The 12,511-nt window shown below is 68.5% G+C and carries 9 protein-coding genes; 4 read left to right on the top strand and 5 right to left on the bottom strand.

The window, feature by feature from the left end; translation table 11 throughout:
• The first annotated feature begins 162 nt into the window (after nucleotides 1–162).
• The 3 genes from ACFOWZ_RS20210 to ACFOWZ_RS20200 are packed head-to-tail and all read left to right on the top strand — an operon-like array spanning nucleotide 163 to nucleotide 1,876.
• Nucleotides 163–753, top strand: coding sequence for a DUF6230 family protein (locus ACFOWZ_RS20210; protein ID WP_382374622.1), 591 nt, complete (start codon nucleotides 163–165; stop codon nucleotides 751–753).
• On the top strand, nucleotides 675–1,178 hold the full coding sequence (locus ACFOWZ_RS20205; RefSeq protein WP_382374620.1) for a DUF6114 domain-containing protein: 504 nt from the start codon (nucleotides 675–677) through the stop codon (nucleotides 1,176–1,178). Before ACFOWZ_RS20210 ends, ACFOWZ_RS20205 begins: the two co-directional genes overlap by 79 nt.
• Nucleotides 1,175–1,876, top strand: coding sequence for a hypothetical protein (locus tag ACFOWZ_RS20200; protein ID WP_382374618.1), 702 nt, complete (start codon nucleotides 1,175–1,177; stop codon nucleotides 1,874–1,876). Before ACFOWZ_RS20205 ends, ACFOWZ_RS20200 begins: the two co-directional genes overlap by 4 nt.
• A 1-nt stretch (nucleotide 1,877) precedes the next feature.
• Here the strand turns inward: ACFOWZ_RS20200 and ACFOWZ_RS20195 are convergent, their stop codons facing one another.
• The 5 genes from ACFOWZ_RS20195 to ACFOWZ_RS20175 all read right to left on the bottom strand — a co-directional run bounded on the left by ACFOWZ_RS20195 (nucleotide 1,878) and on the right by ACFOWZ_RS20175 (nucleotide 10,722).
• On the bottom strand, nucleotides 1,878–3,248 hold the full coding sequence (locus tag ACFOWZ_RS20195) for a neutral zinc metallopeptidase (protein WP_382374616.1): 1,371 nt from the start codon (nucleotides 3,246–3,248) through the stop codon (nucleotides 1,878–1,880).
• 112 nt (nucleotides 3,249–3,360) lie between these two features.
• On the bottom strand, nucleotides 3,361–5,535 hold the full coding sequence (glgB, locus tag ACFOWZ_RS20190) for a 1,4-alpha-glucan branching protein GlgB (protein WP_382374614.1): 2,175 nt from the start codon (nucleotides 5,533–5,535) through the stop codon (nucleotides 3,361–3,363).
• Between the two features lie 3 nt (nucleotides 5,536–5,538).
• A complete protein-coding gene (locus ACFOWZ_RS20185; RefSeq protein WP_382374612.1) occupies nucleotides 5,539–6,849 on the bottom strand; it encodes a maltokinase N-terminal cap-like domain-containing protein in 1,311 nt (436 codons plus the stop codon).
• A gap of 7 nt (nucleotides 6,850–6,856) precedes the next feature.
• Nucleotides 6,857–8,665: a maltose alpha-D-glucosyltransferase gene (gene treS, locus ACFOWZ_RS20180; protein WP_382374610.1), complete on the bottom strand. Its 1,809-nt coding sequence runs from the start codon at nucleotides 8,663–8,665 to the stop codon at nucleotides 6,857–6,859.
• 80 nt (nucleotides 8,666–8,745) lie between these two features.
• Nucleotides 8,746–10,722 carry an alpha-1,4-glucan--maltose-1-phosphate maltosyltransferase gene (locus ACFOWZ_RS20175; RefSeq protein WP_382374608.1) on the bottom strand — a complete coding sequence of 659 codons (1,977 nt, stop codon included), beginning with the start codon at nucleotides 10,720–10,722 and terminating at the stop codon, nucleotides 8,746–8,748.
• Between the two features lie 228 nt (nucleotides 10,723–10,950).
• Here ACFOWZ_RS20175 and ACFOWZ_RS20170 point away from each other — a divergent pair, with 228 nt between their 5' ends.
• A complete protein-coding gene (locus ACFOWZ_RS20170) occupies nucleotides 10,951–12,510 on the top strand; it encodes a serine/threonine-protein kinase (RefSeq protein WP_382374606.1) in 1,560 nt (519 codons plus the stop codon).
• Nucleotide 12,511 lies beyond the last annotated feature (1 nt).

Raw genomic sequence — 12,511 nt, 5'->3', positions numbered from 1 at the left:
AGCGTCGTTCGGCCGTGTGCGCGAAGGACCAGGGCCAAACGTGAAACCTTCTCACCCTCCGGGGTGATTTCAAAACTGCGCGGACTCGTTTTCGTTGTCCTGCCTATGTTTCGAGCGCACAGTCGCCCTCGCAAGCCTTCGGTGTGGAAGGAGTAAGGCGGTATGGGTAGAACGCGCTGGGCACGGTTCGCAGGGGTGCTCGGTATCGGTGCAGTGGGTGTCGGTGCCCTCCTCTTCGGCATGTCCCAGGGAGCGCTGGCCGCCTCGTTCGCGGTGTCCGGCCAAGATTTCAAGGTGTCCGCGGACTACCTGGACGGCAAGGGATTCGTTCAGTTCGGCGGGATCGACGCGGGTGCCGGGCAGGTGCACGTCGTCGCGGTCAGCGGCTTCAAGACCGCCTCGTTGAACAAGTTCTGTCAGTCGGTGTTCGTCGCCAACATGCCGATCGTGGGCGACGTGACGATGCGCATCACCGCTGACGGCGTGGGCGGCATGTCGGCCGACAACCTGGTCGTCAACCTCACCGACCTGTCCGGTGACCTGGAGCTGGGCGCTCCCGACATCGGCATCGACGCGAGCAAGGTCAACAAGGGACCGGAGAACCTGAGGGGTCTGCCGGGCTCCTTCGGTCTGCAGGCCGACTCGGCGAAGATCACCGGCCTCAAGCAGACCGCGTGGTCGACGACGGCTCAGACCATCAGGTTCAAGGGCATGAAGCTGTCGATCCGCCAGGGGAAGCAAGAGTGTTTCTGAGGGCCTGGCGCGCCTTCACCGCATGGCGACGTGGCCGGCCCTTCTGGGCCGGCCTGTTCGTGGCGGTCGGCGCCGTGATCATCCTGTCTCCGCCGTTCGCCACCCTGAAGTTCGGCGACATGGTCATCTCGATCAACACGCTCGGCGGCGTGTCCGCGTTGCTGATCGGCGCGGTGCTGCTCGCCTGCGCGGTGGCGTTGTGGGTGGCGCCGAGGTTCCGGCTCGCGGCGGGCATCGTCACGGTGCTGCTGTCGCTGGTCGCGGTCGTGGTGTCCAACCTCGGCGGCTTCGTCGTCGGCACGCTGTCCTGCCTGCTCGGGGGTGCGCTCGCCGTGGCGTGGACGACCGAGCCCAAGAAGCCGAAGGCCGCGAAGCGCAACGACGGCGCCGAGCCCGAACAGACCCAGAGGGTTCAGCCCACATGATGCGAACGCCGCCGCTGGCCGCGGTGGCAGTGGTCGCGGTGCTGGCGTTGCAACCGCCGTCGAGCACCGAACCTCCGCCTCCGTCGAGCAGCAGCTCACCGGCCCCGACGACGACGATCTCGGAGCCGCCGCCCACCTCGAGCAGCAGTTCCACCCCACCGCCGACGTCGTCATCCGTGCAGGAGCCTCCGCCGAGCACGGTGCCGCCATCGACGCCGGCGCCCCCGCCACCGGCCCCTGCCCCGGTGGCGGGCGGAGGGCGTGAGTGGACCCTCACGGCCTCACGGCTGGAGCTCGGAGGCCTCAACTTCGCGGGGATCGTCGACACGGTGGTGAACGGTCAGGTCATCAAGGTCCTGAAGTTCACGACGACCGACATGAAGATCAAGGACCTGGTGCAGTCCGGTGAGATCTCGCCGGGGACGAAGCTGATCACGGCAGCACGGCCGGGCAGCACGTCCACGGTGTCGTCAGGCCGGATCGAACTGTTCACGGTGCAGCTCAAGGGCAACCTGGACATCCTCGGGATCAAGATCCCGGTGGACTACTCGGCCGCCCACCCGCCACCGCTGAACGTGCCGTTCGCGGTCTTCACCGAGGTCACGGTCCGCAACACGGACCTCAGGGGCGGCACGCTGAAGATCCCCGGCGCACGGATCTCCGTCGTGTCCGACCAGGCACCGGTCGGACGGCGCTGACTCAGGCCCCGCACTTCTTCGCGCCTTCGAAGACACCCTCGCGGAACCGGGCGACGCGCTCGAAGCCCGGATCCACCGCGTTCGCCCCCTTGGCGTCACGGGCCGCGTAGTCGAAGCGCAGCAGCACGGTCACGGCCTCGTCGAAGTCACCCGGCGAGAGCCCGAAACCGTCCTGGCGCTGGAACACCGCGCCCGTGTACGCCCCGGCCAGGCACAGAGCGGCCGCGGAGGCGCCCTCGCCCTCCGTCGGCTTGCCCTGCACGGCCAGCTCGGCCATCGCGTACCTGGTCGCGATCAACGTGCCAGTCGCGTAGTCGCCGAGCTCCTTGTGCAGGATCGGCAGCTCTTCGTTGGTGTCGATCTTGATGGTCTTGTCAGACGGGCAGTACGCGACCGGGCCCTGGTCACCGGAGCAGGTCGGTTCCTTCGGAGAGGACTCCGCACGCGGCGAGGACCAGGTCTTGCCCGCGGCCGTCGCCAGGCCCTTGAAGTACCCGTCGAGGTCGGGCGTCACGGACTCGAGCATCTCGGAGAACGGCAGGTTGCCGCCGTTGGCCCGGTCACGCGTGTTCGTGAACGCGCGCTGCGTGAACGTGCGGTTCTGGACCGACATCGCGGCGCAGAACTTGGCGCCCTGCTCGTAGCCGTCCTGGAACGCCGCCACGCGGTCGAACGCGCTGCCGTGCGCCTGCTCGTCCTCCGGCGACGTGCCGACCGGGTCGCGGAACGTGATCAACGCGCCGAGCGCCTTGTCCAGGGCGTCCGTGCCGATGTCGAGGCGCTGGGACTTGCCGTCGGTGATGTTGCGGACGAACGCGCCCGCGAAGCAGTCGGCCTGGGCCTCGGTGAGAATCGTCGGGTACTTCTCGGGGTCGCGACGCTCGGCCTCCGGCGTGATGCCCATGCGGTTCTGCACCGCGTGACCGACCTCGTGCGCGAGCACGACGACCACCGCGGCCTCGCCGAAGCGGTCCTGCAGCACCGGCAGCAGGGACGCGCGGTCCCAGGCGATGGCGTCGGCGGCCGGGCAGTAGAACGCGTTGCCCTCCACGTCGGCGGCCTTCTGCGTGCACGGTGGCGGCTTGGCCGTCGCGTCGGCCGTGTCGACCGAGTAGTACCCGCCGGTCAGCGGCTTCCACGGCTTGTTGAACGTCTGCTGGAACGAGGTCTTCCAGAAGTCGTCGATGTCCGTGAGGGCGGTCGCGGCCAGCTTGTCGATCGGGCCGTTGTCCGACCCGCGCACCTGGACGGTCTCGGTGGAGGCTTCCTTCTTCACCACCTTGGCGGCACGGGGACGCCCCGGGATCTGGGCGGTGCAGCCCACCGCCAGCAGGGCGGTGGCGACGATCAGCGCGATGCTCCGGTGCCGCATGAACCCATTGTGCCTGCCGGTCGGCTTGAGGGGCGTCCTACTCGTCGAACTCAGGCGCATACAGAGGCCAACGTGTGGCGGGCTGATCAGGTTCACCAGCCCGCCACACGCCTCAGTCCGCCTCGCCCAGAACGCCGGGAACCTCCGGAACCAGCCACAGCACACCCGCGGGCGGCAGCTGCAGCACCGCGGAGTACGGCCGCCCGTGCCACGGCCTGGCCTCGGCCTCGACGCCACCCATGTTGCCCACCCCGGACCCGCCGTAGTGCGCGGCGTCGGTGTTCACGAGCTCCTTCCACCGCCCACCGGCGGGCAGGCCCACGCGGTAGTCGTGGTGCGGCATGCCGGCGAAGTTCGCCACGCACGCCAGCGTCGACCCGTCCTCACCGACGCGCAGGAACGACAGCACGTTGCCGCCGGCGTCGTTGGCGTCGATCCACTGGAACCCCTCGGGCGTGACGTCGTGCGAGAACAACGCCGCCGCCGTCTTGTACACCGAGTTCAGGTCCCGCATCAGCTTCTGGATGCCCTGGTGCAACGGCTCCTGCTCGACCAGGTGCCAGTCGAGCGACCGCGACTCCGACCACTCCTGCCGCTGCCCGAACTCACCGCCCATGAACAGCAGCTGCTTGCCCGGATGCGCCCACATGAACGCGAGCAGCGACCGCACGCCGGCGGCCTTGTTCCAGTCGTCACCCGGCATCCGGCCCCACAGCGAGCCCTTGCCGTGCACCACCTCGTCGTGCGACAGCGGCAGCACGAAGTTCTCGCTCCAGGCGTAGACCAGCGAGAACGTCATCTCGTTGTGGTGGAACGACCGGTGGATCGGCTCACGCGACAGGTAGTGCAGCGTGTCGTGCATCCAGCCCATGTTCCACTTGAACCCGAACCCGAGCCCGCCCAGGTGCGTCGGCCGCGTGACGCCGGGCCACGCCGTCGACTCCTCGGCGATCATCACCACGCCGGGGTGACGGCGGTACACGGTGGCGTTGAGCTCCTGCAGGAACCGCACCGCGTCGAGGTTCTCGCGCCCGCCGAACTCATTCGGCAGCCACTGGCCCTCCGGCCGCGAGTAGTCGAGGTAGAGCATCGACGCGACGGCGTCCACCCGCAGTCCGTCGAGGTGGAACTCCTCGATCCAGTACAGCGCGTTCGCGACCAGGAAGTTGCGGACCTCGTTGCGCCCGAAGTCGAAGACGTACGTGCCCCAGTCGAGCTGCTCACCGCGGCGCGGGTCGGCGTGCTCGTACAGCGGCGTGCCGTCGAACTTCGCGAGCGCCCAGGCGTCCTTCGGGAAGTGCGCGGGCACCCAGTCGACCAGCACGCCGATGCCGCGCTGGTGCAGCGTGTCGACGAAGTACCGGAAGTCGTCCGGCGAACCGAACCGCGAGGTCGGCGCGTAGTACGAGGTGACCTGGTAGCCCCACGAGCCGCCGAACGGGTGCTCCGCCACGGGAAGCATCTCGACGTGCGTGAAGCCCATGTCCTCGCAGTAGTCCGCGAGCTCCGTGGCCAGCTCCCGGTAGCCGAGACCCGGCTTCCACGAACCGAGGTGCACCTCGTAGATCGACATCGGCGCGTTCGCCCACTGCGTCGCCTCGCGCCGGGCCTCCCACTCCGCGTCGTTCCACTGGTACTCGGACCGCGTGACGACGGAAGCGGTCTGCGGCGGGGTCTCCGTGGCGAACGCCATCGGGTCGGCCTTCTCGTGCCACACGCCGTCCTGGCCGAGGATGCGGAACTTGTACCGCGACCCCACGGGAACGTTCGGCAGGAAGACTTCCCAGACACCGCTGGAACCCATGGAGCGCAACGGGTTCGCCCGCCCGTCCCAGCCGTCGAAGTCACCCGTGACGCGCACGCCGCGCGCGTTCGGCGCCCACACCGCGAACGAGACACCGGTGATGTCGCCGGTGATCGTTTCGTAGCAACGGACGTGCGCGCCCAGCACGTCCCAGAGCCGTTCGTGCCTGCCCTCACCGATCAGGTGCAGGTCCAGCTCGCCGACCGTGGGCAGCCACCGGTACGGGTCGTCGACCTCGACCGTGTGATCGCCGTAGGACACCAGCAGCCGGTAGTCGCCGGGAGCTTCCGGCAGCTCGCCCTCGAACAACGCGTCGGCGATGCGTGGCAGCTCGACCTGCTTGTCACCCCACGACACCGCCACCGAGGTCGCGCCGGGCCGCAGCGCCCGCGCGATCACCTGATCGCCGACGGTGTGCACACCCAGCACCGAGTGCGGGTCGTGGTGCGCACCTGACAGGAGCCGGTCCAGGTCGGCCTTCACGGCTTACTCTCCTCCGCTGGTCATCCGGGCGATCGACGACAGCGGAACCGTCAACCACTCCGGCCTGTTGGCGTGCTCGTAAGCGACCTCGTAGACCGCCTTGTCCAGCTCGAACGCGCGCAGCAGGTGCGTGTTGTCCCGCGGGTCGGCCGCCACCTCGGCGTAGCCGTCGCAGAACGCCGCACGGTTGCGCTTCGTCCACTCCATCGCGCGGTAGGCGAGCTGGTCGTCGTCGGGCTGACCGATCAGCAGCTGCCGTGCCGCGTAGTCGAACGACCTCAGCATCCCCGCCACGTCGCGCAACGGCGACCGCAGTGCGTTGCGTTCGGCGACACCGGCGGCCGGCTCGCCCTCGAAGTCGATCAGCAGCCAGCCGTGCACGGTCCGCAGCACCTGACCGAGGTGCAGGTCGCCGTGGATGTGCTGGATCGGGATCTTCCCGATGTGCTGGCGGGCTTCGTCGAACGCGGCGCGCAACGGTTCCTCGTACCGGGTCAGCTCCGGCACCGCCTCCAGCACGGTGTCGAGCCGCCGCTGCATGCCCGCGATGGCCTGGGCGATCGCGTCGTCGTCGGCGAGCCGCGTGCCCAGCGCTTCGGCGAGGTCGGCGTGCACCTTCGCCACGGCGTGGCCGAGCCGTTGGGCCTCACCGGCGAAGTCGCCGCCCACCTCGAACGCGTGCAGGTCGGCTTCCGCCATCAGGTCGCGCACCGAGGTCTTGGCCATGTCCCAGCCCTCGACGGCGTCCGGCAGGAACTCCTGCAGCATCGCGAGCGTCACCGGTTCGCCGTCGAGCTCGGTCGAGATCGAGCCGAGCGGCAGCGCGATGTGCTCGCAGCCGACGGACCGCAACGCCCGGTGCAGCACCAGGTCGCGGTTCTCGCCGCGGGAGAGCTTGCGGAAGATCTTGAGGATGTACTGCTGGCCGTAGATCAGCGAGGTGTTCGACTGCTCGACGCCGATCGGCCGGCCGCGCAACGATGTGCGCAGCTCGACGCCCGGCTCGTGGGCGAACGTGATGCCGCCGACCTGTTCGCCGGCGGCGATCTTGGTCAGCAGCAGGCCGTTCCGCTCGGGATCGGACGTGGCGTCGTAGCCGTCCGAGTGCTCGCTGATGATCAGCTGGTAGGCCTCGGTGCGGCCGGGCTGCTCGACCTCGACGATCGCGTGCGCGATGTCCTCGGCGAGCGGCGTCGTCCGCAGTGGACGGACAGCGGTGATCGGACGGTCCTTGCCTCCGAACCAGCGCAGGGTCGGGAGGACGTCGGGCAGGGTGGTGACCAGCTTGTCGGTGAGCTCGTCGGGGTCGATCACGCGCGATTCACCTCATTTCGCTGTCGTCGCCCGCCTCTACCAGCTGGAACCAGTAGAAACCGTGACCGGGAAGGGTCAGCAGGTAAGGGAGTTCCCCGATCGCGGGGAATTTGACACCTCCGGTGAGCTCCAGCGGCGTGTAGTCGCGGTGCTCGGAGAGGTCAAGCTCGACCGGTTGCGGGAAGCGTGACAGGTTGTTCACGCAGAGCACGATGTCCTCGCGCCCGTCCGGCCGCTTCCACAGTCGCTTGTAGGCGAGCACGCTGGGGTTCGAGCCGCCGAGCTCGCTGAAGTCGCCCTCGGCGAACGCGTGGTGCTGCTTGCGCACCTCGATCATGCGGCGGGTCCAGTTGAGCAGCGACGACGAGTTGTTGAGCTGCGCCTCGACGTTCAGGCCCTGGTAGCCGTAGACCGGGTCCATGATCACCGGCAGGTAGATCCGGCCGGGATCGCACGCGGAGAAGCCCGCGTTGCGGTCGGGAGTCCACTGCATCGGCGTGCGCACGGCGTCGCGGTCGGCGAGCCAGATGTTGTCGCCCATGCCGATCTCGTCGCCGTAGTACAGAACCGGAGAGCCGGGCAGCGACAGCAGCAGCGCGGTGAACAGCTCGTGCTGGTTGCGGTCGTTCTCCAGCAACGGGGCCAAACGCCTGCGGATGCCGATGTTCGCCTTCATCCGCGGGTCCTTGGCGTACTCCGCGTACATGTAGTCACGTTCTTCGTCCGTGACCATTTCCAGCGTCAGCTCGTCGTGGTTGCGCAGGAAGATGCCCCACTGCGCGTTCTCGGGGATCGACGGCGTCTGCGCCAGGATCTCCGAGATCGGGAACCGCGACTCGCGCCGCACCGCCATGAAGATGCGCGGCATCAGCGGGAAGTGGAACGCCATGTGGCACTCGTCGCCGCCGATCTCCGGGTCACCGAAGTACTCGACCACGTCCGACGGCCACTGGTTCGCCTCGGCGAGCAGCACCCGGCCGGGGAACTCGTCGTCGACGACCTTGCGGCAGCGCTTGAGGAACTCGTGCGTGCGCGGCAGGTTCTCGCAGTTCGTGCCTTCCTCCTCGAAGAGGTACGGCACGGCGTCGAGGCGGAACCCGTCGATGCCGAGGTCGAGCCAGAACCGCAGGACGTCGAGCATCGCCTCCTGCACTTCCGGGTTCTCGTAGTTGAGGTCCGGCTGGTGGCTGAAGAAGCGGTGCCAGAAGAACTGCCCGCGCACCGGGTCGTACGTCCAGTTCGACGACTCCGTGTCGACGAAGATGATCCGCGCGTCGCTGTAACGCGAGTCGTCGTCGCTCCACACGTAGTAGTCGCCGTACGGACCCTCTGGGTTCTGCCGCGACTCCTGGAACCACGGGTGCGCGTCGGAGGTGTGGTTGAGGACCAGGTCGGTGATCACGCGGATCCCGCGCCGGTGCGCTTCCTCCAGCAGGTACACGAAGTCGTCGACGGTGCCGAACTCCGGCAGCACCGCGCGGAAGTCGCTGATGTCGTACCCGCCGTCGCGCAGCGGAGAGGCGTAGAACGGCGGCAGCCAGAGGCAGTCGACGCCGAGCCACTCCAGGTAGTCCAGCCGGGAGGCGAGTCCTCTGAGGTCACCCGTCCCGTCGCCGTTCGAGTCGCTGAACGCGCGCACCAGCACCTCGTAGAACACGGCGCCCTTGAACCAGCTCGGGTTCGCCGACGCCGGCTTCGCCGACTTGAAGTCCTCTGACTGGGGTTCGACGAGCATTCCCTGGGCGTCGACGGCCTCACCGGTGTGCGGGACGCCTTCCAGCCCCAGCGCCGCGTCCGGACGGGTGTCTTCGTTCATGATCTCCCACCTCGTCGGGGGTTGGTCTCGATGAACGGCGCTTTCGTTCACCTCAGGTGGACAAATGCGCCGTTCATCGATCAGCTGAAGCGGCGCTGCAGGCTCACCACGTGTGCGGTGGCGCGCCACGGTTCGAGGCGGACGTAGTTGGCCTGTCCCCAGTCCCAGGTCTCGCCGGTGACCTCGTCGTGCGCGATCACCCGCTCGTGCCAGTCGAACCCGAGCTCCGGCAGGTCGAGGTACAACGTCCCCTCCTGCGCGTTGTGCGGGTCGAGGCTGACCACGACCACGACGGTGTCGCCGGTCTCCGGATCGCGCTTGGAGAAGGCGAGCATCGCGTCGTTGTCGGTGTGCTGGAACTTCAGCGTGCGCATCTGCTGGAGTGCCGGGTGCGCCTTGCGGATGTGGTTCAGCTTGCGCAGCCACGGTTCGAGCGAACGCCCGTCCGCGAGGGCACGGGCGTAGTCACGAGGCCGCAACTGGTACTTCTCGGAGTTGAGGTACTCCTCGCTGCCGGGCTTCACGGCCTCGTGCTCGAAGAGCTCGTAGCCGCTGTAGACACCCCAGCTCGGCGCGAGCGTGGCCGCGAGCGCCGCACGAAGCCCGAACATACCGGGACCTCCGTGCTGCAGCGACTCGTGGAGGATGTCGGGGGTGTTCACGAAGAGGTTCGGGCGCGCCTCGTCCCAGTGGTCGCGCAGGTCCTCGCCGAACTCGATCAGCTCCTGCTTGCCCGTCCGCCACGTGAAGTACGTGTAGGACTGGGTGAAGCCGAGCTTCGCCAGCCCGTAGAGACGGGCGGGCCGGGTGAAGGCCTCGGACAGGAACAGCGTGTCCGGGTAGACCTCCTTGACCTTCCAGATCAGCCACTGCCAGAAGTCCGGCGGCTTGGTGTGCGGGTTGTCGACCCGGAAGATCCGCACCCCGTGCTCGGCCCAGTGCAGCATCACGCGCAGCACCTCGTGGTAGAGGCCCTGCGGGTCGAGGTCGAAGTTGATCGGGTAGATGTCCTGGTACTTCTTGGGCGGGTTCTCCGCGTACGCGATCGTGCCGTCCGGCCGGGTGGTGAACCACTCCGGGTGCTTGAGCACCCACGGGTGGTCCGGCGCGCACTGCAGCGCGAAGTCGAGCGCGACCTCCAGGCCGAGCTCGTGCGCACGCTCCACGAGCGCGTCGAAGTCCTCGATCGTGCCGAGCTGCGGGTGGATCGCGTCGTGCCCGCCCTCGTCCGCGCCGATCGCCCACGGCGAGCCGGTGTCGTCGGGACCGGCGACGAGCGTGTTGTTGGGGCCCTTGCGGTTGACCCGCCCGATCGGGTGGATCGGCGGGAAGTAGACGACGTCGAAGCCCATCGCCGCGACCCGGTCGAGCTCCTTGGTGGCCGTGGCGAACGTGCCGTGCACCGCCTGGCCGGTCTCGTCGATCCCGCCGGTGCTGCGCGGGAAGAACTCGTACCACGAGCCGTACGCGGCCTTCTTGCGGTCGCACCAGATCTTGTGCGTCTTGCCCTTGGTGATCAGCTCGCGCACCGGGTGCTCGAACATGACCTTCTGCACTTCGTCGGCGAAGGCCTGCGCGACGCGTTCGGTCAGCGGCCGGTCCTCGTCCCGCAGCGCTTCCGCGGCGGACGTGAGCAGTGCTCGCTCTTGCCTTCGATCGGGTCGACGTGCCACCCGATCGAGTAGCTGCGCACCGATTTCGAGGTCGTTTGCGAGATCACCGGGGCCTTGGCCGGCCGCGATCTTCACCTCAACGGCGTGGTTCCAGGTGCCCCAGGGGTCACTCCACGCATCGATCCGGAACGTCCACGCGCCCTGGTGGTCGGGAACGATGGTCGCTCCCCACCGGTCGAGGCCGATGCCGACCTCGTGCATGCGTGTCTGGCGAGCGACTCGGTCGTTCGGCCCGCGCCACGTGACTGTGGCCGCGAGTTTGTCGTGTCCCTCGCGCCACACCGTGGCCTGAACCGGAATGTGTTCTCCCACAACGGCTTTGGCTGGATACCGTCCAGCCGAGACCACCGGGGATACGTCGTCGATACCGAGCCGTCCACTCATCGGCAGCGCCTTTCCGCCGTGTCGCTCCGCGTAGCTCGCAATCCTGCCTTGCTCGATCAAGCACCCTGTCAGCGGGTTACCCCATCCAGATCCGTACCCCTTCGGTGTCGATCGCACACCTTGAGCCGCACGTGTGTCCAGGGTCTCGGCCCACGAGGTGTCGAAAGCATTGGACCGTTCCCAGGCAACTCACATCGTTGCGAACGTGCTACAGGTAGCCTCCCGCGCGTGAACAAGCTTGGCGACCGTTACGTCCTGCTCGACCAGCTCGGCGCCGGAGCGATGGGCGTCGTGTGGCGAGCACGCGACGAACTCCTCCACCGGGACGTCGCGGTCAAGCAGCTGCTCCTCAACGAAGTGCAGCCGAACGAGTTCCACGAGGCCGTCCAGCGCGCCATGCGCGAGGGCCGCATCGCCGCGCGCCTGCAGCACCCGAACGCGATCGCGGTCTACGACGTCGTCGTCGACAACGGCAAGCCGTGCCTGGTCATGGAGTACCTGCCGTCCCGCAACCTCTCGGCCGTGCTGGACGAGCGCGGTCCGATGCCGCCGATGGAGGCCGCGCGGATCGGTTCGCTCGCGGCGTCGGCGCTGGCCGCCGCCCACGGCGCGGGGATCGTCCACCGCGACATCAAGCCCGGCAACGTCCTGATTGGACGTGACGGCGCCGTCAAGATCACCGATTTCGGAATTTCGCGTGCTTTGGGCGATGTGGCCGTGACGAAGACCGGCATGCTCGCCGGCACGCCCGCGTACCTCGCGCCGGAACTCGCCCGCGGTGCCGAGCCCGCGTCGCCCTCGGACGTGTTCTCGCTCGGCGCGACGATCTACGCGATGACCGAGGGCGAGCCGCCGTTCGGCAAGAGCACCAACGACCTCGGCCTGCTGTACAAGGTCGCGCGGGGCGAGACGCGCCCGCCGATGCGCTCCGGTCCGCTCACCGGGTTGCTGGTCCGCATGCTCGCCAACGAGCCGTCGCAGCGCCCGACGGCGGCCCAGGCGGTGGAGGAGCTCAAGGCGATCGCGTCCGGCGCCCCGGTCCCGGTCACCAGGGTGATCCCGCCGCGGCCGATGACGCCGCCGTCCGGCACGGCCGTGATGGGAGCGTCGGGACCGGGCACGCAGGGGCCTCGCCCGGTGCCGCCCCCGCCGCCGCGCACCCGGCCGCCCGCGCCGTTGATGGAGCCGGAGCCGTACGAGCCGGAGCCGGAGCCGAAGAAGAACCGCGGCCTCGCGATCGCCGCGGCCGTCCTCGCGGTGCTGCTGGTCTCGGGCATCGCGTACGCGATCATCGACCGCAACCGCGACGACACCAGCGCGAACCCCGGCACCTCGACGCCGGAGACCTCGTCCCAGACGCAGGACCCCAGCCCCACGAAGGACACCAGCGCCCCCACGACGACGACTCAGAAGCCGACGCAGTCGCAGACCTACCAGAGCCCGCCGCCGTCGTCGAAGCCCGCCGGCAGCAAGTTCACGACCGCCCAGGTCACCCAGTTCGTGAAGCAGCACTACGGGAAGTTGCCGCAGAACCTCGACGCCGCCCGCGCGGACTGGGACCCGGACCAGGCACCCAGCCCGTCCACCGACAAGGAGTACTGGGGCAACTACACCAAGGTCGCGATCAAGGGCACGCCGCTGGTCAAGGCCAACGGTGACAGCTTCACCGTCACGACGGCGCTGCAGCTGACCGAGGCGGAGACGAACAACAACACGACCGAGGAACACACGCTCACGATCTCCGGCAAGGGTGAGCAGCTGCGGATCATCGGCGAGGAGAAGGGCTGAC

The organism is Lentzea rhizosphaerae, from assembly GCF_042649515.1.
Taxonomy (GTDB): Bacteria; Actinomycetota; Actinomycetes; order Mycobacteriales; family Pseudonocardiaceae; genus Lentzea; species Lentzea aerocolonigenes.
Note: the sequence above shows the minus strand (reverse complement) of the source record. Positions and strands in the feature narration are given on the sequence as shown.

Excerpts from the sequence above, each read along its gene's own strand:
- ACFOWZ_RS20210 (WP_382374622.1), top strand. The coding sequence starts at position 163 with ATGGGTAGAACGCGCTGGGCACGGTTCGCAGGGGTGCTCGGTATCGGT.
- ACFOWZ_RS20200 (WP_382374618.1), top strand. The coding sequence starts at position 1,175 with ATGATGCGAACGCCGCCGCTGGCCGCGGTGGCAGTGGTCGCGGTGCTG.
- ACFOWZ_RS20195 (WP_382374616.1), bottom strand. The coding sequence starts at position 3,248 with ATGCGGCACCGGAGCATCGCGCTGATCGTCGCCACCGCCCTGCTGGCG.
- treS (WP_382374610.1), bottom strand. The coding sequence starts at position 8,665 with ATGAACGAAGACACCCGTCCGGACGCGGCGCTGGGGCTGGAAGGCGTC.
- ACFOWZ_RS20175 (WP_382374608.1), bottom strand. The coding sequence starts at position 10,722 with ATGAGTGGACGGCTCGGTATCGACGACGTATCCCCGGTGGTCTCGGCT.